The sequence below is a fragment of the Schauerella aestuarii genome (assembly GCF_009866805.1).
GTDB classification, from domain to species: Bacteria; Pseudomonadota; Gammaproteobacteria; order Burkholderiales; family Burkholderiaceae_B; genus Schauerella; species Schauerella aestuarii.
Genome location: NZ_SIZW01000043.1, coordinates 282,167 through 306,815, shown reverse-complemented (window position 1 = coordinate 306,815; position 24,649 = coordinate 282,167). Strand labels below are relative to the sequence as shown.

General features: G+C 62.8%; 21 protein-coding genes, 1 tRNA gene and 1 pseudogene. 12 read left to right on the top strand and 11 right to left on the bottom strand.

Annotation, left to right across the window (positions count from 1 at the left end; all coding sequences use genetic code 11):
* Position 1: 1 nt before the first annotated feature.
* From EYW45_RS20835 to EYW45_RS20820, 4 genes are all read right to left on the bottom strand, one after another.
* Positions 2-718 carry a gluconate 2-dehydrogenase subunit 3 family protein gene (locus tag EYW45_RS20835; RefSeq protein WP_161137380.1) on the bottom strand — a complete coding sequence of 239 codons (717 nt, stop codon included), beginning with the start codon at positions 716-718 and terminating at the stop codon, positions 2-4.
* Between the two features lie 579 nt (positions 719-1,297).
* A complete protein-coding gene (locus EYW45_RS20830) occupies positions 1,298-2,512 on the bottom strand; it encodes an MFS transporter (RefSeq protein WP_161137379.1) in 1,215 nt (404 codons plus the stop codon).
* 98 nt (positions 2,513-2,610) lie between these two features.
* Positions 2,611-2,685: transfer RNA gene (locus EYW45_RS20825), tRNA-Arg, on the bottom strand.
* 117 nt (positions 2,686-2,802) lie between these two features.
* Positions 2,803-3,720, bottom strand: a complete 918-nt coding sequence (locus EYW45_RS20820) for a LysR family transcriptional regulator (protein ID WP_202444845.1) — start codon at positions 3,718-3,720, stop codon at positions 2,803-2,805.
* A 230-nt stretch (positions 3,721-3,950) separates the two neighbouring features.
* Here EYW45_RS20820 and EYW45_RS20815 point away from each other — a divergent pair, with 230 nt between their 5' ends.
* The 6 genes from EYW45_RS20815 to EYW45_RS20790 all read left to right on the top strand — a co-directional run bounded on the left by EYW45_RS20815 (position 3,951) and on the right by EYW45_RS20790 (position 10,854).
* Positions 3,951-4,964 (top strand): TRAP transporter substrate-binding protein, encoded by a 1,014-nt coding sequence (locus tag EYW45_RS20815; protein WP_161137378.1) that lies wholly within the window; start codon positions 3,951-3,953, stop codon positions 4,962-4,964.
* Between the two features lie 4 nt (positions 4,965-4,968).
* Positions 4,969-6,846, top strand: a complete 1,878-nt coding sequence (locus tag EYW45_RS20810) for a TRAP transporter large permease (protein ID WP_161137377.1) — start codon at positions 4,969-4,971, stop codon at positions 6,844-6,846.
* A 26-nt stretch (positions 6,847-6,872) separates the two neighbouring features.
* Positions 6,873-7,412 carry a VOC family protein gene (locus EYW45_RS20805; RefSeq protein WP_161137376.1) on the top strand — a complete coding sequence of 180 codons (540 nt, stop codon included), beginning with the start codon at positions 6,873-6,875 and terminating at the stop codon, positions 7,410-7,412.
* A 4-nt stretch (positions 7,413-7,416) separates the two neighbouring features.
* Complete coding sequence (locus EYW45_RS20800) at positions 7,417-8,682, top strand: ribulose-bisphosphate carboxylase large subunit family protein (protein ID WP_161137375.1); 1,266 nt, start codon at positions 7,417-7,419, stop codon at positions 8,680-8,682.
* Entirely contained in the window at positions 8,675-9,997 is a 1,323-nt protein-coding gene (locus EYW45_RS20795; RefSeq protein ID WP_161137374.1) for a four-carbon acid sugar kinase family protein, read from the top strand. Before EYW45_RS20800 ends, EYW45_RS20795 begins: the two co-directional genes overlap by 8 nt.
* 68 nt (positions 9,998-10,065) lie before the next feature.
* A complete protein-coding gene (locus EYW45_RS20790; protein ID WP_161137373.1) occupies positions 10,066-10,854 on the top strand; it encodes an SDR family oxidoreductase in 789 nt (262 codons plus the stop codon).
* A gap of 311 nt (positions 10,855-11,165) precedes the next feature.
* Here the strand turns inward: EYW45_RS20790 and EYW45_RS24905 are convergent, their stop codons facing one another.
* Positions 11,166-11,762 carry a hypothetical protein gene (locus EYW45_RS24905; protein WP_328703694.1) on the bottom strand — a complete coding sequence of 199 codons (597 nt, stop codon included), beginning with the start codon at positions 11,760-11,762 and terminating at the stop codon, positions 11,166-11,168.
* On the opposite strand from EYW45_RS24905, the gene pbpG reads away from it, so the two are divergent.
* Positions 11,668-12,489: a D-alanyl-D-alanine endopeptidase gene (gene pbpG / locus EYW45_RS20785; RefSeq protein ID WP_407924952.1), complete on the top strand. Its 822-nt coding sequence runs from the start codon at positions 11,668-11,670 to the stop codon at positions 12,487-12,489. The two genes, EYW45_RS24905 and pbpG, sit on opposite strands and share 95 nt — an antisense overlap.
* A gap of 58 nt (positions 12,490-12,547) precedes the next feature.
* Here the strand turns inward: pbpG and ybaK are convergent, their stop codons facing one another.
* Both ybaK and EYW45_RS20775 read right to left on the bottom strand, forming a co-directional pair.
* Positions 12,548-13,036, bottom strand: a complete 489-nt coding sequence (gene ybaK, locus EYW45_RS20780) for a Cys-tRNA(Pro) deacylase (RefSeq protein ID WP_161137371.1) — start codon at positions 13,034-13,036, stop codon at positions 12,548-12,550.
* Between the two features lie 117 nt (positions 13,037-13,153).
* Positions 13,154-14,146 (bottom strand): tripartite tricarboxylate transporter substrate binding protein BugE, encoded by a 993-nt coding sequence (locus EYW45_RS20775; protein WP_161137370.1) that lies wholly within the window; start codon positions 14,144-14,146, stop codon positions 13,154-13,156.
* 160 nt (positions 14,147-14,306) lie between these two features.
* Here EYW45_RS20775 and EYW45_RS20770 point away from each other — a divergent pair, with 160 nt between their 5' ends.
* Complete coding sequence (locus EYW45_RS20770) at positions 14,307-15,200, top strand: AEC family transporter (RefSeq protein ID WP_161137369.1); 894 nt, start codon at positions 14,307-14,309, stop codon at positions 15,198-15,200.
* Positions 15,201-15,383: 183 nt separating this feature from the next.
* On the opposite strand, the gene fumC is transcribed toward EYW45_RS20770, so the two are convergent.
* Positions 15,384-16,778 (bottom strand): class II fumarate hydratase, encoded by a 1,395-nt coding sequence (gene fumC, locus EYW45_RS20765; protein ID WP_161137368.1) that lies wholly within the window; start codon positions 16,776-16,778, stop codon positions 15,384-15,386.
* A gap of 125 nt (positions 16,779-16,903) precedes the next feature.
* On the opposite strand from fumC, the gene tsaE reads away from it, so the two are divergent.
* Positions 16,904-17,512, top strand: a complete 609-nt coding sequence (gene tsaE / locus EYW45_RS20760; RefSeq protein WP_161137367.1) for a tRNA (adenosine(37)-N6)-threonylcarbamoyltransferase complex ATPase subunit type 1 TsaE — start codon at positions 16,904-16,906, stop codon at positions 17,510-17,512.
* Positions 17,443-18,861 (top strand): N-acetylmuramoyl-L-alanine amidase, encoded by a 1,419-nt coding sequence (locus tag EYW45_RS20755; RefSeq protein ID WP_161137366.1) that lies wholly within the window; start codon positions 17,443-17,445, stop codon positions 18,859-18,861. The genes tsaE and EYW45_RS20755 overlap by 70 nt, the downstream gene beginning before the upstream one ends.
* Before the next feature lie 164 nt (positions 18,862-19,025).
* Here EYW45_RS20755 and EYW45_RS20750 read toward each other — a convergent pair whose 3' ends face one another.
* The gene (locus EYW45_RS20750; RefSeq protein ID WP_202444844.1) at positions 19,026-19,715 is read right to left on the bottom strand and encodes a VTT domain-containing protein; all 690 of its coding nucleotides are present in this window, start codon (positions 19,713-19,715) and stop codon (positions 19,026-19,028) included.
* Between the two features lie 135 nt (positions 19,716-19,850).
* Between EYW45_RS20750 and mutL the strand changes: the two genes are divergently transcribed.
* Positions 19,851-22,007: a DNA mismatch repair endonuclease MutL gene (mutL, locus tag EYW45_RS20745; protein ID WP_161137365.1), complete on the top strand. Its 2,157-nt coding sequence runs from the start codon at positions 19,851-19,853 to the stop codon at positions 22,005-22,007.
* On the top strand, positions 22,004-22,948 hold the full coding sequence (gene miaA, locus EYW45_RS20740) for a tRNA (adenosine(37)-N6)-dimethylallyltransferase MiaA (RefSeq protein WP_161137364.1): 945 nt from the start codon (positions 22,004-22,006) through the stop codon (positions 22,946-22,948). Before mutL ends, miaA begins: the two co-directional genes overlap by 4 nt.
* A gap of 23 nt (positions 22,949-22,971) precedes the next feature.
* Here miaA and EYW45_RS20735 read toward each other — a convergent pair whose 3' ends face one another.
* Positions 22,972-23,802: a siderophore-interacting protein gene (locus EYW45_RS20735; protein WP_202444843.1), complete on the bottom strand. Its 831-nt coding sequence runs from the start codon at positions 23,800-23,802 to the stop codon at positions 22,972-22,974.
* 89 nt (positions 23,803-23,891) lie between these two features.
* Positions 23,892-24,380 (bottom strand): annotated as a pseudogene (locus EYW45_RS20730) (PadR family transcriptional regulator); the annotation flags it as partial.
* Positions 24,381-24,649: the final 269 nt, after the last annotated feature.

Genomic DNA, 24,649 nt, shown 5'->3' with positions numbered 1-24,649 from the left:
CTTAGCCCTTTTCTCCGGAAATCGATACTGGCCCATAGGGGTACTTGGCGTTCGGTTGGTCGACCCAGTCCATGAAGTCGCCACGAGCGCCCGGGAAACCCACCAGTTTCCAGCCCACCATGCCCTTGTTGCCGCCGTAGATCGGGTCTGCCAGAAAGCCTTCCTTGGTGTTGGAAAGCAGAAAATCGAAGAAGGTTTTTGCCGGCACCGATTCAAAATCGGGTTTGCCCGACTGCACATCTTTCAGTACCTGTTCCTGCGTCGGCCGGTCGAGTTCCACAAACACCTTGCCGTGCATTTTTTTGCACCAGGTGTCGCAATCCTGGATGCCATGCCGATACGCTTCACGCGGACTCTGATTGATCTGATAACCCATCTCCGGGATGGAATCAGGATGAAATGGCCCCTGCATATACCAGAGCTTGCCGTGCCCATAGGGCATTTCCATTTGCCGATCGATGAATTCGGGCACACCGGCCTGAATCGCACCTGGGCCGAAGTCGTCGGCCGGAATCAAATGATCGACAGCGGCGTTGATGAACGCCCACTCCTGCTTGGAGAAATACGTGGGTGAATACGCTTTATTATCCTGGCGCGCGACGGGCGCCTCGTTACTACAGGCCGTTTGCGTAAGCGCGGCACCGGCTGCCATGGTCGAGGCAGGAACGATCGCCAGCGCTTGCAGGAAGCGTCTGCGCGGTCGCGTATCTTCTGTCATGTGATTCTCCGTGAACAATCCGCGTTGTCACGGTAGCCAAACACGTCATTTCAATAATGGCAGAGAGGATCGCGACAACACCATCTGCGCCCAAAAACGCAAAAGGCCTTCTGTGTCGACAGAAGGCCAGATGATTATCCGCGCGGTGTGCGCAAAAGCGCTCGAAGCTTGAGCAGAACAGTGTGGTTTAAGTTTTTTGTCAACCAAATAATATAATGGCGCTAAACGCTCATATTTTGCGTTGAACGACAAACGATTAACTTTTTGTCGCTTAAATGACGACAAGCTGAATATACAACAGCGCCAAGAATGTTTGTAGATGATCGAGCGGTTGTCAGAATCCGCAGAGGGCGGCAACCGTCTCCCAATTGATCCGCATTTCGGGCGATTGATACGCCCAAAAGCCAAGCATGAGCACTGCTGTGATGGCAACGTACGTCGTCCAACGCCACCCCCGCGGCACCCGCGACCATGCGAGGCCATCGGCCGCGTTCTCGGCAGGCGGATTGACGGCGGTCTCGTCGGGCACCCGGAGGGACACCTGATCGGACCCGTGGCTGGATCGATCGCCCCGCATGATCAAGCGGCCGCCTGCGCGGGTAGGCGCACGGCAATCGCCTGTTCACGCACCGGGAAGCACAACAGCGCTGCCACGACAGCGAGCACCAGCCCGATCCACCACATCGCGTCGTAGCTGCCGGTGCGGGAATACAGCCACCCGCCCATGCCGACGCCGATGAAGCTGCCGATCTGGTGCCCCAGGAAAACGATGCCCGATAACGTGGCGGCGTAGCGAAAGCCGTAGATCTGGCCGATCAAGCCCTGCGTAAGCGGTACGGTGCCCAGCCAGAAAAGGCCCATCCACGCGGCAAACACATACAACACCATTGGCGTGAGCGGCACGAACAAGACAAGCGCCATGCCGAATGCCCGCAGAAAATAGATCGCCGCCAACAGGTGTTTTTTGCTGTACTTGCCACCCAGCTTGCCGGCACCGAACGATCCGGCCACATTGAACAATCCGATCAACGCCAACGCCGTGGCGCCATGCGTGGCCGTCAAGCCGCTATCGGTAACGAACGCCGGCAGGTGCAGCGTGATGAAGGCGGTATGGAAGCCACAGACGAAGTAGCTCCAGAAGAGAAAATGAAACGAAGGATGCCGGAACGCCTGGCGCACCGCACCGCCCAGCGACAGATGTACTTCGCCAGGCGCCGACTGGGCCGGTTTGCCGCGCAGGAAATACGCCAGCGGCAAGATCAGCGCAACCATGGCGGACAAGGCCCACAGTGCGCCCGTCCAGTCGAAACCGTTGATGAGAAATTGACCCGACGGCACGATGAGGAACTGGCCGAGCGAACCGCCGGCGCTGGCGATGCCCATGGCCGTACTGCGTGAGGCCGGCGGCACCGCGCGGGCGATCACGGGAAGGATGACGGGAAACGTGACGCCGCCCTGCCCCAGTCCCACCAGCACGCCGGCCGTGAGATAGAGCATCGGTTCGGTGGTGGCGAAGCACATGCCGATCAGGCCGACAATGTAAATGACGGCGCCGAGCGCCATCGTGCGGCCTGCACCCCACCGGTCGGCCATGATGCCCATGCCGATGCACGACAGGCCCCAAACGAGATTCTGGATCGCAAAGGCGATCGAGAACACATCGCGGCCCCAGCCGTTCTGCAACCCGACGGGCTGCATGAAGAGGCCGAAGGTGGCGCGCACCCCCATGGCAAACAGCACAACGAGCGTGCCCATGATGATGATGCGCAGGGGCTTGCTGTCAGTGGGGCTCATGGGGCGTCCTAAGGGACTGTTATCGAGAAACCGCGGGATGTGCTGCTGCGCGCCTACCCTTGTCTCGAGGGCAATACAGCGCGCGCAGGTAATACGGGTGGTGTCGCCAGCAGGAATCGAACCTGCAATGCAGTCTTAGGAGGACCGGGGTATATCCATTTACCTATGGCGACAACGCCTTGGATTGTAGACGCAAAATTCGGGTCATTTGCCACGCCCTGCCATCAGGCTGATGGAAGACGACACGTGGCGCGCTGCCGATCTCGAAAAACCGCCACGCGATTGCCACCTCACGACGGCGTGGACACGGAAGGTCCGCTGGGCCGGCGCTCGAGCATGAGATCGTAAAGACTGCGCGCCGCAGGCGACAACACCGTACCGCGGCGCTGCACGAGGTACAACCGCCGCACCAGTCCGCGCACGCGTATCGGGCGGCTGATCAGATCGGGGCGCTGAAACTCGAAGAGCGTCAACGCGGGCACCACCGTGATGCCGATGCCGGCCGCAATCATGCCGGTAAGCGTGGCCAATTGCTCCACTTCCAGCACCGTGTTGAGCGGCATCGGGTGAAATGCCAGCTCGAGTTGCTGGCGCACGCTGTGGGATCGCGCCAGATGAATGAAAGGTGCCGCAGCCAGATCGCGCAATCCCACGCGCGCCTGCGACGCCAGCGGGTCGTCGCGACGGCACACCAGGTGAAATCGGTCTTCGCACAGCAATTCGGCCTGCAGGTCCTTGGCCTGCACATTGGACGAGGCCAAGGCGAAATCGACGCGTCCGGCACGCAGCAGTTCCAGGCACGGTGCGGAGAGCACATCGGCCAGGCGGAGCTCGATACCGGGGTAGCGACGCATGAACTCGGCCACGATCCCCGGCAGCCAACCCGAGGCGACCGACGGCAACGCGGCGACTGCCACCCGCCCCTTCTCACGCGCGGCACGCCCCCGGAAATCGTCCACCATTTCGTCGAACTCGGACACCATGCGGCGGATCGACTGCTCCAGCACCTGACCTTGCGGTGTGAGCGAGACGTTGCGCGTATCGCGATCGAAGAGGCGGTCGCCCAGGCTCTCTTCGATGGCACGAATCTGCGTGCTGAACGCCGACTGCGACAGGTTGCATTGCTGCGCGGCCCGCGTAAAGCTGCGCTGATCCACCAACGCCAGAAAGGCGCGTAGATCGCGGGTCGATAGATTGATCTCTTTCATCGCAGGTCATTGCTCCGTCTTGCAGACGTAGGTGAGCGCCGTAAGCTCGCCGCCATTGCGGCGGCAGTGGTTTGCGCCGTCGCCCATTTATCTGCCAGGTCGTTTAATCGATCTGAATTTTCTGTTTTACCAATTCTAAGCCAGGCGATAAAGTGGCGGTGCCTGCTCGATCGGGCCCACGAAATCTAGAACATCACACATCGGCATCAACCCCCGAGGAGAGAGACAACATGTCTACGATGACGCGCCGTACCGTCCTGCGTGCGATGGCTGCCGCGCCCGCCATGTATCTGGGCATTCCGAAGTTTGCACACGCGGCCGAGTTCAACTTCAAGTACGCCAACAACCTGCCGATCACGCATCCGCTCAACGTGCGGTCGCAGGAGGCGGTGGACCGGATCAAGCGCGAGTCGAACGGCAGGTTGGACATCACCATCTTCCCGAACAATCAATTGGGCGGCGATACCGATATGCTGTCGCAGGTGCGCAATGGCGGCATCGAACTCTTCACGCCGTCCGCGTTGGTGATCGCTACGGTGGTGCCAGTGGCTGCGATCAATGCCGTGGGGTTTGCATTCGCCAATTACGATCAGGTCTGGCAAGCGATGGATGGCCCCCTGGGCGCCCATGTGCGCGAAGCGATCGGCCGCGCCAATCTGTATGCCTTCGAAAAAATGTGGGACAACGGCTTTCGCCAAACCACCACCAGCAATCGCCCGGTCACCTCGGCCGCCGATCTGGACGGCACGAAGATCCGCGTGCCGGTGAGCCCGCTGAGCATCTCGATGTTCAAGGCGCTGTCCGCTTCGCCTGCGAGTTTGCAGTTCAGCGAGGTGTATTCCGCGCTGCAGACGCGCATCGTGGATGCGCAGGAAAATCCCTTGCCCATCATCCAGGCCGCGAAGCTGTACGAAGTGCAGAAATTCTGCTCGCTCACCAATCACATCTGGGACGGTTATTGGTTCATCGCCAACGGTCGCGCGTTCAAGCGCCTGCCGCCCGATCTGCAACGCTTGTGGGAAACGGCCTTCAACGAGGCCGGCATGAAGCAGCGCGACGATCTGAAAACGATGAACCAATCGATTCAGGCCGATCTGGAATCGAAGGGCCTGAAGTTCAACACCACCCGCCCGGATTCCTTCCAGACCGCCTTGCGCAAGGCAGGCTTCTACACCGAATGGAAAACCAAGTTCGGCGATCAAGCGTGGGGCTTGCTCGAAGCCGTGTCCGGCAAACTGGCCTGACGCCATGGACGCCGTCGCCGCCTTCACCCAACAGCAACCCGGCGCTCAACCGGTTCAACGCCCCCGGTTGGCGGCGCTGGATCGCTGGTTGGGTTTTCTCACGGAAGTACCGGCCGCTCTCCTGGTCGTAGCCGAGATCGTTCTCCTCTTGGCCGGCGTGATCGCGCGCTACGTGTTTCACGCGCCGCTGGTGTGGACCGATGAGCTCGCCTCCATCCTTTTTCTGTGGCTGTCGATGCTGGGCGCCGTCGTGGCGTTGCGCCGCGGCGAGCACATGCGGATGACCGCCTTGCTCGCGCGCGTCTCGCCCAGCACCCGGGCGCTGCTGGATGTGGTGGCGATCGCCGCATCGCTAGCCTTCCTGGCGATGGCGTTTCCGCAAGCGCTCGACTATGCGATCGAAGAAGCGGTCGTGGTGACGCCCGCGCTGGAGATCCCCAACGCCTGGCGCGCCGCCGCGCTGCCCACCGGCTTCGGGTTGATGCTAGTCGTGGGGGTGGTGCGCCTGCTGCGCGTGGGCAGCCTGCGGCAGGCGGGCCTTGCCGTATTGATCGTGGCCGCAGTGGTCGGGGTGTTCGTGCTGGCCCAGCCGCTCCTGATGCCGCTGGGCAAACTCAATCTCATCATCTTCTTCGTGGGCGTGGTGGCGGCCAATGTGTTCATGGGCGTGCCGATCGCGTTCTCGTTTGCCTTGGCCACCTTCGGCTATCTGGCGCTCACCACGCACACGCCATTGATGGTGATCGTGGGCCGCATGGATGAGGGCATGTCGCACCTGATTCTGCTGGCGGTGCCGATGTTCATTTTTCTGGGCTTGCTGATCGAAATGACGGGCATGGCGCGCGCCATGATCGGCTTTCTGGCGAGCCTGCTTGGGCACGTGCGTGGCGGCCTGTCGTATGTGCTGATCGGCGCGATGTACCTGGTGTCGGGCATCTCGGGGTCGAAGGTGGCCGACATGGCGGCCGTGGCGCCGGCGCTGTTTCCGGAAATGAAAAAACGCGGATCCAAGCCCGGCGACCTGGCGGCGCTGCTGGCATGCACCGGCGCGCAAACCGAAACCATTCCGCCAAGCATCGTGCTCATCACCATCGGCTCGGTAACGGGCGTATCGATCGCGGCGTTGTTCACCGGCGGCATGCTGCCCGCGGTGGTGTTGGGTATCACGTTGGGCGCCATCGTCTGGGCACGCACGCGCCATCAGGATTTGAGCCACGTCACGCGTTCACCGGGACGCGAGATCCTGAAGGCCATGGCCATCGCGATTCCCGCCCTGATCCTGCCGTTCGTGATCCGCGCCGCGGTGGTCGAAGGCGTGGCCACCGCCACCGAGGTGTCCACGATCGGCATCGCCTATTCAGTGCTCGCCGGATTGCTGATCTATCGCCAGTTCGATTGGCGTCGTCTGCCCACGATGCTGATCGAAACGGCGGCGTTGTCCGGCGCCATCATCTTCATCGTGGGTGCGGCCACCGGCATGGCCTGGGGGCTCACGCAGTCGGGCTTCTCGCGCGATCTGGCGACTGCCATGGCGTCGTTACCGGGCGGCACCACCGGCTTTCTGATCGTGTCGATCATTGCCTTCGTCATCCTGGGCAGTGTGCTGGAAGGCATTCCCGCGATCGTGCTGTTCGGTCCGTTGCTGTTTCCGATTGCACGCGCCGTGGGCGTGCATGAGGTGCACTACGCCATGGTCGTGATTCTCTCGATGGGCGTGGGCCTGTTCGCACCGCCCTTCGGCGTGGGCTACTACGGCGCATGCGCCATCAGCAAGGTCAATCCGGACGACGCGATTCCATATATGTGGGGTTATCTGAGCGCACTCATCATCGGGGTATTCCTGGTGGCGTTCATCCCCTGGATCTCGATCGGTTTTCTGTAATCAACGCATCGATAAGGTGGCATGACATGAGTCGTTTTTTTGGTGAAGTGCGGCAGGCAGGTTACGTGGTGCACGATATCCACGAAGCCATGACCTATTGGAGCGAAACGCTGGGCATCGGCCCCTGGTTTTATGCGGATCGCGTGCCGGTCGAGAATTTTCATTATCGCGGCAAACCCTCGCCGATTCAGGTCTCGGTCGCGCTGGCCAACTCCGGCCCGTTGCAGATCGAACTGATCCAGCAACGTAACGATGCGCCGTCGATGTACAAGGATTTCCTCGATGCCGGCCGCACCGGACTGCAGCACATGGCCTACTGGACCGAGGACTTCGAGGCCGATCTCGAACGGCTCTCGCAGCAGGGTCTGGCGGTGGGCATGAGCGGCGAGGTCGGGCAGCGCGGACGGTACGTGTATTTCGACACCGAAACGCATCCCGGCACCGTGATCGAATTATCGGAAGTGGCCGGCCCCAAGGGCAAGCTCTTCAAGCTGATTCGCGAAGCCTCGCTGAACTGGGACGGCACCCAGCCCGTACGCCCCTTCCCCGATCTCTCGACGTTGTGACACCATGACTTCCACCCCGCGTCCCGAGTTCGAAGCCACCTACCTGATCGAAACGCCGTTTGCCTTGGAGCAAGCGGCCAACGTGTTGGCAGGCGAGCAATCCAGCGGCACGTTCGTGCAAGTGGCCGGCGAAACCGCCGACCTGCGTGCCCGCTCGCGCGCCACCGTCACGGCCATCCGCGAATTGGGTACGGTGCATACGCCCAGTTTGCCCAATGCGTTTCTCGAACGCCGTCAGATCGGTGGGCCGTACAAGCGCGCCGAAATCACCGTGCGCTTTCCCATCGATAACGTGGGTGCAAATTTACCGACGCTGGCGGCCACCGTGGCCGGCAATATCTACGATCTGGGCGAGATGACGGGCGTGAAGCTGATGACGCTCACGCTGCCGCCCGAGTACGTACGGCAATTCGACGCGCCGCGCCATGGCGTGCAAGGCACGCGGTTGCTCACCGGCTGCACGTCGGGCCCGATCGTGGGCACCATCGTCAAACCCAATGTGGGCATGTCGCCGCACGATACCGCGCGCGTGGTCGACGAGCTGTGCACGGCGGGCGTGGACTTCATCAAGGACGACGAAGTGATGGCCAACCCGCCGCATTCGCCGCTGCACGAACGGGTTGCGGCGGTGATGGCGGTCATCAACCGGCACGCCGAGCGTACCGGGCGCAAGGTGATGTATGCGTTCAATATTTCCGACGATCTCGACGCGATGCGGCGGCACGCGGATCTGATCGAGAAGGCCGGCGGCACGTGTGTGATGGCGAGCCTGAACTGGTGTGGGTACGCGGCGATTCAATCGCTGCGGCGCACGACAGCGCTGGCGCTGCACGGCCATCGCAACGGCATGGCGATGATGTCGCGCCATCCGTTGCTGGGCATGGACTTCCAGGCGTATCAGGTGCTCTGGCGGTTGGCTGGCGTGGATCAACTGCACGTCAATGGGCTGGCCGGCAAGTTCTACGAAAGCGATGACAGCGTGGTGGCGTCCGCGCGCGCCTGCCTGCAACCGCTGGCCGGCGACGATGCGGTGATGCCGGTGTTTTCGTCGGGCCAATGGGCGGGCACGGTGCCGCCCACGTTCGCAGCGGTCAAGAGCGACGACCTGATCTTCCTCTCCGGTGGCGGCATCCTGGGCCACCCCGATGGCGCAGCCGCCGGCGTGCAAAGCATTCGCGACGCCTGGCGCGCGGCAGGCGAAGGCGTGCCGCTGCCGGTCTATGCCGAGACGCGTCCGGCGCTGGCTCACGCGCTGGCGTTCTATGGCTGACACGGTAACGCTCGCATACTACGGCGACGACTTTACCGGCTCGACCGATACGCTGGCGACAGCGGTGCAGTCCGGCTGGCGCGCGGTCTTGTTCATGCGCGTCCCCAGCGCCCAGGATCTGGCCGCGTTCGGGCCATTGGATTGCATCGGCATCGCGGGCACGGCACGCGCGCAATCGCCGGCGCAAATGGATGAGACGCTGCCGGCCATTTTTCGGGGGCTCGCGGCCACCGGTGCCCCCTTCATCCAATACAAAACGTGCTCGACATTCGACAGCGCGCCGCACATCGGCAACATCGCGCATGCCATGGCGATTGCGCGTGAGGTGCTCGGTGCGCAATCCGCTGCTATCGTGGGCGGTCAACCCAGTTTGGGACGCTACTGCGCGTTTGCCACGCTGTATGCGCGCGCCGGCCACGATAAGGCGGTGTACCGCATCGACCGCCATCCCACCATGTCGCGTCATCCGATCACCCCGATGCTCGAACCCGATCTGCGGCGGCATTTTGCCGCACTGGGCGCGCCCGGCGTCGTGTCGTTCGATACGGTTCGGCTGGACGACGCGGACCACGCGGCGCGCTGCGCGGCATTGGATGCGATGCTGGCGGCCGCGCCGCCCGCGGTGCTGTTCGATGCGATGTCGACGACACATCTGGCGCGCATCGGTGCGCTGATGCGCCATCGCGCGCAATCCTCGAGCGGCCCGCAACTGCTGGTGGGGCCGACGGGCGTGCTGCAGGCGTTGGCCGCATCGGCCGAAACGGCACCCGATGCGCCGACGCCCGCCGAAGTTGACCAGACGTTCATCATCTCCGGCAGCCGCTCCCCCACGACTGCCGCACAGATCGATGCGGCAGAGGCGGCCGGCTTCGTGTCGCTGGCCATCGATGCCCAAGCGATGGTGTCGCAAGCCGATTGGTATATCGACGTGCTGGCCGACACGATCGCCACGTCGCTCGCCGCCGGTCTGAGCGTGATTGCGCACAGCACGTTAAGCGATGGCAGCCGCAGCAAGCACCCCGGGTTCACGGAAGCATTGGCACGCGGTTGCGGCCAGTTGATGCAAGCGGTGCTCGCGCGCCACCCCTTGCGGCGCGTGGGCTTCGCGGGCGGCGATACGTCGAGCATCGCGGTGGCCTCCTGGCACATCCAGGCACTTACGTTTGCGTTTTCGCTGAGCCCGGGTGTGGCGGTGTGCCGCATCCATGCGCCCGACTCGCCGCTGGATGGGGTAGAGCTCATGCTCAAGGGCGGACAAATGGGTCCACCCGACGTGTTTACCGCCTTGCTGGGCGGCGCACGGTCGCCCGCCTGACGCTATAGTGATCCGCATCCACGACGCTCGCGGATTCGCGACGCGCGTCCATCACGGAGACACCAGGCATGAACCTCGAATTGACCGGTAAAGTCGTATTGATCACAGGTGGCAGCAAAGGCATCGGATTGGCGTGCGCGGCAGCATTCGCCGCCGAAGGGGCGCGGGTGGCGATCGTGTCGCGCGACGAAGCCAATCTACGCCAGGCCGTCGAGCACTTGAAGGGATTGGGGCATGCGGTGCATGCGGAAGCCGCCGATCTGGGTGACGACGCCCAGGCCGAACGCGCAGCACGCAATGTGGAAGCGGCGTTGGGTCCGATCGATGTGCTAGTCAATTCGGCCGGCGCCGCGCAAAAAACCGCCCCGCCCGACCTTACGCCGGCCATCTGGCGCAAGGCAATGGACGCCAAATACTTCACTTATATCAATGCCATGCAAGCCGTTCTTGCGGGAATGGTCGAACGCAATCAGGGAAGCATTGTGAACATCGTGGGCGCGGGCGGCCGGGTGGCAAGCCCGATTCACCTGCCCGGCGGCGCCGCCAACGCGGCGCTCATGCTGGCCTCGGCCGGGTTGGCCAACGCCTGGGCCGGCAAGAACGTGCGCGTCAATGTGATCAATCCCGGTGCCACCATTACCGATCGCCTCACCCAGTTGCTCAAGGCCGAGGCGGATTGGCGCGGGGAAGACCTCGACACCCTGCAGCGCGAGGGTGAGAAACGGATTCCGATCGGCCGCTATGGCCGTCCAGACGAGGTGGCCGACGTGGCCGTCTTCCTGGCCTCTGCCCGGGCGAGCTACGTCACCGGCGCCATGATCACCATGGACGGCGCGATGCATCCACTGCCGGGTTGAGGCCGCAGTGTTCGTCGACCGGGCGGCGGCCCGGCGTCGCGGCACGCTTACACAACAGATGCTGCAATCGACTTCAGGCGGCCCCCGCGCCGCCGTCAACCTCACCCATATGCAGTAAAAAAAGAAACCGGGTGAGATGAATCTGATGCCGCGAACGGCGAGATCGGCCGTTCGCCGGACTTAGCGTGTTTTGCTTCATCCGGTTATTTAATGTCGGCTAACGTCGCGCTTTCGTCGTTTGTATGCAAATTGTCACGGTTTCCGAGCGGCACAGCAGTCAAAAATCTGCCATCATGGCGGCCGGCCTGTACTTAACTTGATTTTTCGTTTAGATTTGGGCCGTAACCCCATAATTCGTCAGTGTTTTTCGGGCGTCGTCCGAAGCAATAATTTTTTACATTCAATAAGTGAGCGGTGGCGATGACGTCGTTTTGGACACGAATGGCAAAGTTTGGGACGGGCGCAGCGACCGCGCTCGCCTTGGTGCTAGGCACCACGCCCGCAACGGCCGCGCGCGCCGACCCGTGCAAAACCAATAGCAAATCGGCCGCCTGCAAGGCGACCAAGACCCCGGCCGCCAAAACGTCGACGGCCAAGTCGACCAGCGCGAAGAACAGCTCGAAATCCAGCGCGCAGGCCACCAAGGCATCGACTGCGAAGAACACCAAAGCTGCCGCCTCGAACTCGAAGGTAAAGGTAGTACTGCGATCGAAGAAGTCTGCTGCTGAAGAAGCCGATCGCCAGGCCGCATCGCGCGCCACCGCCGAGAAAACGGCCCGGGCCACGTCCGCCCGCTCGCGCAACGCCTTGGCCGTGTCCGCCGCGGCAGCCGCGACCGAAACCGATACCCCTGCGATTCTGTCCGCCGGCACCACGCGCGCAGAAGCTGCCGCTGTGCGTTCGAGCATCGCCTACGTGCAGGATCTCGAATCGTCGACCGTGCTGTTTGCCAAGAACGACCGCATGGTGCGCCCGATCGCCTCGATTTCGAAGCTCATGACCGCGTTGGTCGTGATCGACGCCAACCAGCCTCTCGACGAAGTGCTGGAAATCACCGAAGACGACGTCGATCGCGTCCGTCATTCGCCGTCGCGTCTGACGGTAGGCACGCGTCTTACTCGTGCCGATATGCTGCATCTGGCGCTGATGTCGTCGGAAAACCGGGCCGCGCACTCGCTCGGCCGCTACTACCCGGGTGGCCTGCCCGCCTTCGCCCGCGCGATGAACAACAAAGCGCAATCGCTGGGCATGTACGACTCGCATTTCGTGGAGCCCACGGGCTTGTCGAGTCAGAACGTGTCGTCGCCGCGCGATCTGGTGCGCATGATGCGCGCTGCTGGCCAGCGCCCCCTGATCCACCGCTATTCCACCGACACCGAATATGAAGTGGCCGTGCGCAGCGGGCGCACCGAGACGTTCCGCAACACGAACGCGCTGGTGCGCAGCGCAGACTGGGATATCAAGGTCTCCAAGACCGGCTTCATCAACGAAGCCGGCGAATGCCTCGTGATGCTCACCCGCATCAACGGCCGCGATCTGGCGATCGTGCTGCTCAACTCGCAAGGCAAATACTCGCGTATCGGCGACGCCGTGCGCGTGCGCCGCCTGGTGCAGAACGAAGTCGCAATGATGTAAACGACGCGTCACAACGCCCCATCGATCGGCCGCGCGGCATTCGCCAGCGGCCGATTTTTCATTCCAGCGCGACCGATACCGGCTTGGCGCCCAGCAATTGCGTCAACACACCGGGCGCAATGCCGAGCAGATAGCCACGCCGCCCGCCGTTGAGATAAATCTTGTCGTAGGCCAGGATGGTTTCCTCCAGCCACACCGGCATCTTCTTGCGCGTGCCGAAGGGCGACGTCCCGCCCACTTGGTAACCCGAGTGGCGCTGCGCCACCTCGATCGCGCACGGCGCGATCTTCTTCACGCCGGCCTGGCGCGCCAGATTTTTGGTCGACACCTCACGATCGCCATGCATGAGGATAATCAGTGGCGCGCCCTTTTGATCTTCCATGATCAGGGTTTTGATCACGGCATGCGGGTCGACCTGCAACTGGCGCGCCGATTCGGCGGCACCGCCATGGTCGACATAGTCGTACGTGTGCTCGGTGAACGCGATCTTGTGCTGCTTGAGCAGCTGCGTGGCCGGCGTTTCGGAAACGTGTTTTGCTTTGCTCATGGAACGGTCATTCTATGCAAAATGGGCGCCTCGCGGCGCCCATCGGGATCGCGATCTCTCAGGAGATCGCGCGTCGTGCCCACCCGGATCGGGCCGGCACGACGCTACAGTCAAGCCTTAGTCGAGCTTGATGTTCTGCTTTTTCACCACGTCGCGGGCCCAGTCGTATTGCGTCTGGATTTCCTTGGCGAACTCTTCAGGCGTATTGCCCGACGGTGCCGAGCCTTGCTCGTCCAGGATCTTGATGACCTTGGGATCCTTCAACGCGACGACAGCGGCATCGCGCAGCTTGTCCACGACCGCCTTGGGGGTCTTGGCCGGGGCCAGCAAACCGTACCAGACGGGCTGGTTCAGCACCGGGAAGCCGGCTTCGGCAAACGTCGGCACGTCTTTCAGCGTACCCACGCGCTCGGGCCAGGCCACCGCCATTGCCTTGAGCTTGCCCGCCTGGATCTGCGCGATCGACGACGGCAGGTTGTCGAACAGGATGCCGATCTGACCGCCGACAGCGTCAGCCACGGCCGGACCCGATCCCTTGTAGGGGATGTGCACGATGTCGGTGCCGGTCGCCATCTTGAACGACTCACCCATCAGATGCAGCACGCCGCACGTGCCGGAGCTACCGTACGAGTACTTGCCCGGGTTCTTCTTCAGCTCTTCAAGAAATTCCTTGAAGTTGTTGGCTGGGAATTTCGGATTGATCGACACGACGTTGGCCGTGTTGGCGAAGTTCGTGATCGGCGCAAAATCCTTGATCGGATCGTAAGGCAGATCGTTCGGGCGGCAAGCCGGGTTCACGGCCATCGTCGAGACGGTTGCGATCGACAGGGTGTAGCCGTCGGGATCGGCCTTGGCGGCTTCGGCTGCGCCGATGGCGCCACCCGCACCGCCCTTGTTCTCGACCACCAGCGGTTGGCCAAGCTCCTGGCTCATGCGTTGCGTGACCAGACGCGCGATGATGTCCGTCGAGCCCCCCGGGGCAAACGGCACGATCACGCGGATCGGACGCGTGGGAAAGTTTTCGGCGGCGTGCGCAACCGACCCGGCAACGGCGGCGAACCCCCCTACCGCAATCGATACTGCCGTGACCAGGGTGCGAATCTTATTCATGTGTGTTTCCTCCGAACTGCTCATACCCGCTCGTAGCGGGCGGATTGACAGGGGTCGCGCTTTTATTGTGACGGGCGCGCGACATAGCTGAACCGCGGAGAATAGCAGGGATATGTAGCACTTGGTAGTACGCTACCGGCTTTCCTCCAGACCAATTGTCATGACAGTCGCCCTGCTGGTTCTTCCCGATTTCTTCCTGGTGGCACTCGGTTGGGTGTTGCGGCACCGCCTCTCGTTCTCCCGGGAGTTCTTCGCGGGCTGCGAGCGGATGACGTATTTCGTGCTGTTTCCGGCACTCCTGTTTCAATCGATCCTTAAGACGCCGATCACCGCCGGCAGCGCCCTTACCCTGCTGCAGGCGGTGCTGATCGTGCTGGTCGTGGGTATCGTCCTGGCCCGGCTGGCCGGCCCGCTGCTCAAACCGCCTTCGCTGGCGCTCGCATCGGTGTCGCAATGCGCGTATCGCTTCAACACCTACATCGGCCTGAGCCTGGCCGCCAGTCTGGGTGGACCGCAAGGCCAAACGGTCATGGCGTTGCTGGTGGGGTTTGCCGTACCGGTGGCGAATGTGGCTGCGGTGTACAGCCTGGCGCGACACTCCGGCGGCTCGCTCTGGCGCGAACTGCTGCGCAATCCGCTGGTGGTGAGCACGGTGATCGGCTTGATCGCGAACTTCGCGGGCCTGACGTTGCCGCAGGTCGTGGACGTGATTCTGGGCCGCCTGGGTGCCGCCGCCATCGTGCTCGGCATCGTGTGCGTGGGCGCCAGCCTGTCCTGGCAGAGCGGCAAGACGCAGCCCGTGCTGCTGGGCTGGATGCTGGCCGTGAAGCTCATCGTGCTGCCCATCACGGCCATCCTGGTGGGCAAAGGCTTGGGATTGAGCCCGCTCGAATCGCAAATGCTGGTGCTGTTCTCGGCATTGCCGACGGCATCGGCTGCCTACGTGCTGGCGATGCGGATGGGTGGCGACGGCAGGATGGTGGCGTGGCTGATTTCGGCCGGCACGTTGCTTTCCGCGTTTACGTTGCCGATGTGGCTGGCCATCGCGCAATAGCACCCCAGCGCGTCAAGGCGAGCGAACGGGATACGGGCGCGCACGGATAGGGCGTGCCACGGTGTGTCGCACTGGAATTTGCGCGGTCGTCGCGCGGGATGCCCATAAAAAAGCAGTGCGTGGTTTGCACGCACTGCTTTTTTTTGAACGACGCAGCGACAATGGCCGAGCCGAAACAGGCGGTTAACGCTTATCGGCGTTGGTCATGGCGCCAGGTACAACCCATTTGGTGAACTCTTCCTCAGTGACGAAACCCAGCGCCAGCGCCGATTCCTTCAACGACAGGTTCTCCTTGTGCGCCTTCTTCGCGATTTGCGCAGCCTTGTCGTAGCCGATGTGCGGATTGAGCGCCGTCACCAGCATCAAGGAGCGATCCACAAGTTCGGCGATGCGTTCATTATTGGCCGTGATACCGGAAGCGCAGTGCGTGTCGAAACTATGCATGCCATCGGTCAGCAACCGCACCGATTGCAGGAAATTGTGGATGATCAGCGGCTTGTAAACGTTCAACTCGAAGTTGCCGCTTGCGCCACCGATGTTGATGGCCACGTCGTTGCCCATGACCTGGGCGGCCAGCATCGTTACCGCTTCGCATTGGGTGGGATTGACCTTACCCGGCATGATGGAGCTCCCCGGCTCGTTCTCCGGAATGCTGATTTCACCCAGACCCGAACGCGGACCGCTGGACAGCCAGCGCACGTCGTTGGCCAACTTCATCAGCCCGGCCGCCAGCGACTTCAAGGCGCCATGGGCGAACAACAAGCCTTCGTGCGACGCCAAGGCCTGAAATTTATTGGGTGCCGACACGAATGCGCAGCCCGTGTCATGCGCCAGCGCGGCCGATACCTTGGCGCTGAACTCGGGATGCGCGTTCAGGCCGGTGCCGACGGCGGTGCCGCCGATGGCCAATTGGTGCAAGCCGGATAACGTGGCGCGGATCTGCTGTTCGGCCAGATCGAGCTGGGCCACATGGCCCGACAATTCCTGCCCCAGCGTGAGCGGGGTGGCGTCCTGCAAATGCGTCCGCCCGATCTTGACGATGTCCCAGAACTCGGCGCTCTTGGCGGCGAGCGTGCCGCGCAACGCCTTCAAGGCCGGCAGCAGGTGCTGTTCGATCTGCATGGCGGCGGCCACGTGCATGGCCGTCGGGAACGTGTCGTTGGAGGACTGGCCGCGGTTGACGTGATCGTTGGGGTGGATCTTGCGCGACTCGCCGCGCTCGCCGCCGAGCAGCTCCGAACCGCGGTTGGCCAGCACTTCATTCATGTTCATGTTGGACTGCGTGCCCGATCCCGTTTGCCAGACCGAGAGCGGAAACTCCTCAGGCCACTTCCCGGCGATGACTTCATCGGCCGCGCGCACGATGCCGTCCGCCACGGTCTTGTCCAATTCGCCCAGACCAGCGTTGACTTGCGCCGCTGCACGCTTCAAGCGCGCCATCGCTTCGACCAACGGCACCGGCATTTTCTCGGTGGAGATCGCAAAAAAATGCAGCGACCGTTGTGTTTGCGCACCCCACAGGTGTTCGTTGGGAACTTCAATAGGGCCAAATGTATCTTTTTCCGTGCGCGTGCTCATGGCGATGACAACTCCGGCTAGCCGACCGCGGCCGACTGTTATTGAGAATAAAAATCACTTGAGAGATTAGCAGATCGAACGCTACCTATAATCCTACGCTTACTCTCCAAACATCAGGTCGAATCATGTCGGCACCCATTCCATCGCGTGTGTTGCAAACCGTTCGCAGCTATTTGCCCGACGAAGCCGCGACAGACGCACTGGCCGCTGCGATTGCGCCGTGCGTGGCGCCCCATCTGCGTGTTAACGAACCGAGGGAAGACGAGTCCACAAGCACGATGCCCCAGCCTCTAAGCGGCCTCCCACAGGGGGGGCGCATCCACCTCGAGGGCGATCTTGGCGCGGGTAAAACGGCGTTTTCACGTGCCCTGCTTAGGGCGATCGGTGTAACAGGTCGAATCAAAAGTCCGAGCTACGCGCTACTTGAATCCTATAAAGTTTTTAACTTATACTGCTATCACCTTGATTTTTATAGATTTAGCGATCCGCGAGAATGGTTGGACGCTGGATTTCGAGATGTACTGCGTGAAGATGCCCTCGTTTTGATCGAATGGCCGCAACGCGCAGGCGACTTGTTACCCGCGCCAGACTTGACGATAGCCCTGGATTACGCCGAGCCGGGCCGCGACGCTACGCTAAGCGCAACGACTGAAAGAGGACAAACATGGCTGAACGCAATTGTCCCCCTGCTACCCCCACCGCGGGTAGCCACGCCGCCACGCGCCGGCGGCTGATTGGCGCTACGGCGACCCTGCTGCTGTTGCCGGTGATCCCCCGCCTGGCCCATGCCGCCACGATTCTTGCCGTCCGTATGTGGCCGGCCGATGAATACACCCGCGTTACCCTCGAACTCGACCAGGAACTCAAGGCAGAGCAGTTCGTGCTTGAGAATCCTCACCGGTTGGTGGTCGACATCGAAGGGCTGTCGATGAGTCAGGCGCTCAACCAGCTGCCGTCAAAGATTCGCACGGGCGACCCCTACATCTCGTCGCTGCGCGTGGGCCAGAATCGTCCCGGTGTGGTGCGGTTGGTGTTCGACTTGAAGCAAGCCGTGGCGCCTCAGGTGTTTACGCTCAAGCCCGTTGCCGACTATCAATACCGCCTGGTGCTCGATCTGTATCCCAAGGTTGCGCAGGATCCGCTGGTGGCGTTGCTCAAGCAGCAACCCAGCACGATCGATCAGGACGACCCGCTCGCGCGCATTCTCGAAGACATCTCGCGCGCGCCCGGCTCGACCGTTCAGCCGGCTGCGCCCCCCGTGGCCATGCGCCCGGCCCCGCCACCGCCCTCGGTGCCCAACCTCACACCGGGGAGCATTCCCGCGCCGCCGCCCCAGGCGATGGCGCCCCGCCCCACCACCGCCAGTCGCAAGAAGAATATCGTGATCGCGCTCGATCCCGGCCACGGCGGCGAGGATCCCGGTGCGATCGGCCCCAGCGGCATGCATGAAAAAGAAGTCGTGTTGCGTATCGCACGCCGGCTGAAAGCCTTGATCGATTCGCAGCCCAATATGCGGGCCTACATGACGCGCGACGACGATTATTTCGTGCCGCTGCATGTGCGGGTGCAGAAAGCGCGCCGCGCGAACGCCGATCTGTTCATTTCGATTCACGCCGATGCGTTCATCAAACCCACGGCCAATGGCTCGTCGGTGTTTGCCTTGTCGCAGCGCGGCGCTTCCAGCACGCAAGCGCGCTGGCTGGCCGATAAGGAGAACTCGGCGGATTTGATCGGTGGCATCAACCTGGGCACGCACGACAAGTCGATCGCCAAGGTGCTGCTCGACCTGTCGACCACGGCACAGATCAACGACTCCAAACGCGTGGGTACGGCCTTCCTGGCGGAGATCGGCAAGATCAACCGCCTGCATAAGGACAGCGTCGAACAGGCGGGCTTTGCGGTCTTGAAGGCGCCAGACATTCCTTCCATTCTGGTGGAGACGGCATTCATCAGTAATCCGCGCGAAGAGGCCCTCCTGCGCAGCAGCGAGCACCAGGACAAATTGGCGACCGCAATGTTCAAGGGCATCACGAATTACTTCAACACCCATCCGCCGCTGGCGCGACTGGGCGACGTAAGCTGATTGTTGAGTGCCAGCACGTTCGCAGCATCGGGAAAGGGCTGAGGCTACCCAATCGAGCCGATCGCTGGCTGAGTGATTGCAGACATGAAATGGGGCCGCATCGAGCGGCCCCATTTCATTGATGATTCCAGATGATGGCGCGACACGTCGCGCTAAGGATCGACTTACAGCGGATCGCGTGCCGTCTTGACGGCGACTTGCGCGGCGCGGACATCGGCTTGACGCTGGCGGCGCTTGATGAGCTTCCAGCCGCCCGCCAGAATCAGCGGCAACACCGCGGCACCCAATCCAAGCAGCACGATGGTGTTGAGATGTTCTTTCACCAGCGGGATATTGCCGAAGAAATATCCTGCCGCGACCAAGCCGCCCACCCACGCGACGGCACCCGTGATGTTGAAGAACTGAAACCGCAGCACGTCCATGTACGCCGCGCCCGCCACAAACGGTGCGAACGTACGCACGATGGGCACGAAACGCGACAGCACAATGGTTTTGCCGCCATGCTTTTCATAGAACGCATGGGTACGCATCAATGCCGTGCGATCCAGAAATCGGAAGTGGCCGGCAAACACCCGCGCGCCGAGCCAGCGGCCGATGTAATAGTTGAGCGTATTGCCCAGAATGGCAGCGGCGATCAACAGCGCGGAAAGCACAAGGGGATCGATATGCCCCGATGCGCCGAAGGCACCCGCGATGAACAAGAGCGAGTCGCCCGGCAGAAAGGGCAGCACCACGAATCCCGTTTCCCCGAACACGATCAGGAACAGCACCAGATAGACCCAAACGCCATAGTTGGCCACCCACAGGCCAAACGTTTGGTCGATATGCAGCACCATGTTGAAAAAGTCGATCATGTAACAACCGTAATCAGGATTAACACGCTGAGGCCACTATAGCCTACGCTCAACGGGACTTTGCGCCCGGACTAAAATTCTTTTTATTCCCGGGCTCGCACCCGCCATCTGTTGCTTCAAAAATACTGTCACGCCATGCCTTCTCGCCGTTCCATTGCCGCCCTCCCAGACCTGCTGATCAGCCAGATCGCCGCGGGTGAGGTCATCGAGCGGCCCGCGTCCGTGCTCAAGGAACTGCTCGAAAACGCCATCGACTCGGGCGCGCGCGCCATCGAGGTCCGGCTGGACGGCGGGGGCATCCGCCGCATTGCCGTCTCGGACGATGGCGGTGGCATCCCCCCTGAGGAATTGCCCCTGGCGCTCACTCGCCACGCCACCAGCAAAATCTCAACGTTGAATGAGTTGGAGTCGGTTGCGTCGATGGGGTTCCGCGGCGAAGCGTTGGCATCGATCGCCTCGGTGGCGCAAACCACCATCACGTCCCGGGTGCCGGGCGCCAATAGCGCGTTCCAGATTCAGTCGGGTAGCCAGGCGGTGGAACCGGCCGCGGGCCCGCCGGGCACCACGGTGGACGTGCGTCAGTTGTTCGACGCCGTTCCGGCCCGCCGCAAGTTCCTGCGCGCCGAGCCCACCGAGCTCGGCCACTGCCTGGACGCCATGGAACGCGTCGCGCTGGCGCATCCGCAGGTCGCGTTCCGGCTCTTCAATCAGGATCGGGCCTACCGGCAATGGTTGCCGGCCGACCCGATCACCCGGATTCGAGACGTACTGGGCGCGGAATTCTCATCGCAAGGCATCGCGCTCAGCAACTCGGTGGGATTGGTCACCCTGTCGGGCATGGTCACCAAACCTACCGCAGCACGCGCCCGTGCCGACCGGCAATATCTTTACGTCAACGGCCGCTATGTGCGCGATCGCACGGTGAGCCACGCCCTGCGCTCGGCCTATGCCGATGTGCTGCATGGCGACCGCCAGCCGGCGTACGTGCTGTTTCTGGACATCGACCCCACCGCCGTCGACGTGAACGTGCACCCCGCCAAGAGCGAAGTGCGCTTTCGCGACAGCGGCGCCGTGCATCGTTTCGTTTCGCAATCGGTGACGGCGGCATTGGCGCAAACGGGCGGGCAGGCGCAAGGCGAGGAGCACGATGCGTCACTGCATTCGACCGATACCGCCCAAGCGACGCATGGCCGTTCAGGCGGCGGCGCACCCGTGCATGCCATGCCGCGCCATCAGGCTACGTTCCGATTGAACCCGGCGGACACCGGCGGTAATCCGGTGCAAGACTGGCGCTCCCTTTATCGCCCCCTGGATGAGACGACGCGGCAAGGCACCTCGGACGCCCCCCACGACAACGCGCATCCCTACGATCCGGCCGCACCCGGCGCGCGCGTTCGCACGACTATCGACAGCGACGGCGTCGTGACCCATCACCCGCTCGAAGAACCGGGCCGCTCGTCTTCCAGCCCGCCGTCTCATCACACCACCGATGACGCCGAATCTCTGGATGCCCGTCATCCCTCGTCCGGCACCGATCGTTACGCGACAACGTCCGACACCCAGGATCCTGGAACGTCGGCGGGCGCGACACCCTACGGCATACCAGCCGGATCGCATACGGTTTCCCCCTTGCGCGATCCGGCGGCGAGTACCGTGTACGCTGCCCGGACGGCCACCGATCCTTTCGCCGGCGGCGATCAGGCCGAGGAAAATCCCCTGGGCGTTGCCTTGGCTCAATTACACGGCATCTACATCCTGGCGCAAAACCGCCGCGGCTTGATTCTGGTGGACATGCATGCGGCGCACGAGCGCGTGGTGTACGAACAGCTCAAGAGCGATCTGGACGCACGCGACCTGCCGCGCCAGGATTTGCTGGTGCCGGTGGTGTTCAACGCGCCTGAGAAGGATGTGGCCCTGATCGAAGAGTTCGGCGACGAACTCGAATCGCTGGGCTTCCTGCTACGCCCCGCCGGCCCCACGTCGATCGCGGTGCGCTCGGTACCGGCGATTCTGGCGCGCGGCGATATCGAAACCTTGGTGCGCGCCGTGCTGCGCGACATCGACACCGCCGGCACGTCGCATCGTCTGACCGAAGCGCGCAACGAACTGTTGTCCACGATGGCCTGCCATGGCTCGGTACGGGCCAACCGCCGGTTGAACATCGACGAGATGAACGGCCTGCTGCGCCAGATGGAGCGCACCGAACGCGCCGACCAGTGCAATCACGGCCGCCCAACGTGGATCCACTGGACCATCGGCGATCTGGACAAGCTCTTCTTGCGTGGCCAATGATGACGGCGCCGTTATTGTGTGTGGCGGGTCCGACGGCTGCCGGAAAAAGCGCGGCTGTGCTGGCCATTGCCGAGCGCTGGCCGATCGAAGTGATCAACGTGGATTCGGCCACGATCTATCGGCACATGGACGTAGGCACCGCCAAGCCCAGCCGCGACGAACGTGCGCAGGTGCCGCAGCATCTGCTCGATATTCGCGACCCCATCGAAAGTTATTCAGCCGCCCAGTTCTTCGACGACGCGCATCGGCTGGCCGATGAGATCGCGGCCCGGGGCCGCACGCCGATCCTGGCGGGCGGCACCATGATGTACTTCAAGGCGTTGCGCGAGGGCTTGAGCGATCTGCCTCAGGCCGATCCCGCCGTTCGGGCGGAGCTCGACGCGCGCGCCGCTCGATTGGGCTGGCCGGCGATGCATGCCGAACTGGCGGAGCGCGATCCCGAAACGGCCGCGCGTCTGGCGCCCAACGACAGTCAGCGGGTGCAACGGGCGCTTGAAATCTGCATCATCGCGGGCCAGCCGATGTCTGCCCTGCTCGCGGCGCATCGTCCGGTGGCGTCCAGCCGCACATTCGTCACGCTGAGCCTGGAGCCGTCGGACCGCCTGGCATTGCATGCGCGGATTGCCCAACGCTTTGACGCGATGCTCGACCACGGCCTGGTGGACGAAGTGCGCGCGCTCCATGCCCGCGACGATCTGCACACCGGATTGCCCTCGATCCGGTGCGTCGGTTACCGCCAGATCTGGGGCTACCTCGACGGTGAGGTCGATATGGCCACTGCGCGTGAACAGGCCATCGCCGCCACGCGGCAATTGGCCAAGCGGCAACTGACGTGGTTGCGCGCCCTGCCGGAGCGCATCGCGATCGACTGCCTGGCCGCCGACGCCGTCGCGCAAGTGATCGACACGATCGCCCCATGGATGCCGCCGCGCGCGGCTTAGGCGGCCACGGTGCACGGCCGCCGTCAGTCGTCGATCGTTTCGTGCACACCGGCCGCGCCGCGCTTCCAGTAGCTCGAGGCGCGGATGCGTGATTTCGCGATGCCGTGTTCATCCACCATCACCAGGCGCACCGCACGGGTGACGATCGATTCGGCAGCGACCCACACATAGCCTTCGCCTTCGGGCAGCACGAGCGCCCGCGCCGCACGCGCCAGCAGCGGTTCCGCAGCATCGACGGCCGCACGTCGATGCACCCATGTGACGTGCGCTTGTGCCTGCGTGGGCAATGCAATCTGTGCCGCCGCATCATCCACTTCGATCAGCGCCACGATTTTGGCCTGGGGCGGCAGCTCCTCAAACCGACGCGCGATGGCCGGCAATGCACTTTCATCACCGATCAATACGTGCCAGTCGAAACCGGTGGGCACGACGAACGACCCGCGCGGGCCGCCGACGCCGAGCGTGTCGCCCGGTTGCGCGGCGCGCGCCCAATCCGATGCCGGCCCGGTCGCATGCAGAAAGAACTCGATGTCCAGCTCACGCGTGTTTGCGTCGTAGCGGCGCGGCGTGTAGTCGCGGGCGATGGGTCGCGGCGCGCCTTCCGCATACACAACGCCGTCCGGGGTGGCCGTGGGCAATGGCGGCATCACACCGTCCGCATCGGGCAGGAACACCTTGATGTGATCGTCGAACGACGCCGATAGAAAGCCGTCGAGATCGTCGCCCGTGAGCGTGATGCGGCGCAGTTGGGCCGAGACCTGATGGGTGCGCAGCACGCGCAGTTGGCGAAATTTAAGGGGATGGCGCACACGGTGCACCGCCAGGGTATCGCTTTCGGAAATGGGGTTTGTCATAAGCGTCGATATAAAGAATGTTGGAATGAATGCAGCGTCTTGCCACGCCCAGCCTTGCATGACGGCTGACGTCTCGCATGCCCTCGAGCTCAGCCTGTCTGCTGAATCTCGGCCACGGCGCGCGCCAGAATGGCGGCAATGCGCCGCTGTTCGTCCGGACAGGCATCGCTCGCTTCGAACAGCGCCTGCTTGAGCGCGCGACGTTGCTGTACGAATGCCGGCAGCCAGCCGGTGGCGAGGTCTTCCCCCTCGGCACCCACCTCCATATCCTGGTTGGCCAGGGTGCGCTGCATCCACGCCATCTTGCGCGACACATGGCGCAGTCCTGCAAACAGCCGATCGGCAGCCTCGCGGTGCACGTCCAGATGGGCACGACCCGCGTCCGACAGGCGGTAGCGTTTGCGGCTGCCGGCCGACTCGACGGTGGCCAAGCCATCGGCGTGCAGCGCCGCCAACGCTGGATAAACCGTGCCCGGACTCGGCTTATAGAACCCATTGCTACGTGCGTTCAGCGCGTTGATCAATGCGTAACCATGACTCGGCCCTTCCTGCTCGGCCAACAATGCCAAGAGCATCAGCGCCAGATCGGCGGCATTGAACTTTCTGCCGCGCGTGAGCGCGGCTGATGGCGATGGACCGGAAAGGGAGGACATGGCATGAGCCTTGAATAAACGATGCGTAGGGGTGGGCCACTATGAATCCGACGCCGCCTATGATGCACACAACGTCGCGATTAAGTCTTAAGATATATCGTACGATATAAAATAATGTCTGCCAAGTGCCGATCGCGTTGGCCACATTGGATAGCCTGTCGCCTCCCCGCGCAGGGAGACGTTGCATCGCGCAG

What these genes read in the sequence shown, in the direction of transcription:
- mutL (WP_161137365.1), top strand. Translation starts at nt 19,851, where the DNA reads ATGCCTTCTCGCCGTTCCATTGCCGCCCTCCCAGACCTGCTGATCAGC.
- EYW45_RS20805 (WP_161137376.1), top strand. Translation starts at nt 6,873, where the DNA reads ATGAGTCGTTTTTTTGGTGAAGTGCGGCAGGCAGGTTACGTGGTGCAC.
- EYW45_RS20810 (WP_161137377.1), top strand. Translation starts at nt 4,969, where the DNA reads ATGGACGCCGTCGCCGCCTTCACCCAACAGCAACCCGGCGCTCAACCG.
- EYW45_RS20820 (WP_202444845.1), bottom strand. Translation starts at nt 3,720, where the DNA reads ATGAAAGAGATCAATCTATCGACCCGCGATCTACGCGCCTTTCTGGCG.
- EYW45_RS20815 (WP_161137378.1), top strand. Translation starts at nt 3,951, where the DNA reads ATGTCTACGATGACGCGCCGTACCGTCCTGCGTGCGATGGCTGCCGCG.
- EYW45_RS20750 (WP_202444844.1), bottom strand. Translation starts at nt 19,715, where the DNA reads ATGATCGACTTTTTCAACATGGTGCTGCATATCGACCAAACGTTTGGC.
- ybaK (WP_161137371.1), bottom strand. Translation starts at nt 13,036, where the DNA reads ATGAGCAAAGCAAAACACGTTTCCGAAACGCCGGCCACGCAGCTGCTC.
- EYW45_RS24905 (WP_328703694.1), bottom strand. Translation starts at nt 11,762, where the DNA reads ATGCTCGAACGCACAGCGGCAGCTTCTGCGCGCGTGGTGCCGGCGGAC.
- EYW45_RS20770 (WP_161137369.1), top strand. Translation starts at nt 14,307, where the DNA reads ATGACAGTCGCCCTGCTGGTTCTTCCCGATTTCTTCCTGGTGGCACTC.
- EYW45_RS20795 (WP_161137374.1), top strand. Translation starts at nt 8,675, where the DNA reads ATGGCTGACACGGTAACGCTCGCATACTACGGCGACGACTTTACCGGC.
- EYW45_RS20800 (WP_161137375.1), top strand. Translation starts at nt 7,417, where the DNA reads ATGACTTCCACCCCGCGTCCCGAGTTCGAAGCCACCTACCTGATCGAA.
- EYW45_RS20790 (WP_161137373.1), top strand. Translation starts at nt 10,066, where the DNA reads ATGAACCTCGAATTGACCGGTAAAGTCGTATTGATCACAGGTGGCAGC.
- EYW45_RS20735 (WP_202444843.1), bottom strand. Translation starts at nt 23,802, where the DNA reads ATGACAAACCCCATTTCCGAAAGCGATACCCTGGCGGTGCACCGTGTG.
- fumC (WP_161137368.1), bottom strand. Translation starts at nt 16,778, where the DNA reads ATGAGCACGCGCACGGAAAAAGATACATTTGGCCCTATTGAAGTTCCC.
- tsaE (WP_161137367.1), top strand. Translation starts at nt 16,904, where the DNA reads ATGTCGGCACCCATTCCATCGCGTGTGTTGCAAACCGTTCGCAGCTAT.
- EYW45_RS20835 (WP_161137380.1), bottom strand. Translation starts at nt 718, where the DNA reads ATGACAGAAGATACGCGACCGCGCAGACGCTTCCTGCAAGCGCTGGCG.
- EYW45_RS20755 (WP_161137366.1), top strand. Translation starts at nt 17,443, where the DNA reads ATGGCTGAACGCAATTGTCCCCCTGCTACCCCCACCGCGGGTAGCCAC.
- EYW45_RS20775 (WP_161137370.1), bottom strand. Translation starts at nt 14,146, where the DNA reads ATGAATAAGATTCGCACCCTGGTCACGGCAGTATCGATTGCGGTAGGG.
- EYW45_RS20830 (WP_161137379.1), bottom strand. Translation starts at nt 2,512, where the DNA reads ATGAGCCCCACTGACAGCAAGCCCCTGCGCATCATCATCATGGGCACG.
- miaA (WP_161137364.1), top strand. Translation starts at nt 22,004, where the DNA reads ATGATGACGGCGCCGTTATTGTGTGTGGCGGGTCCGACGGCTGCCGGA.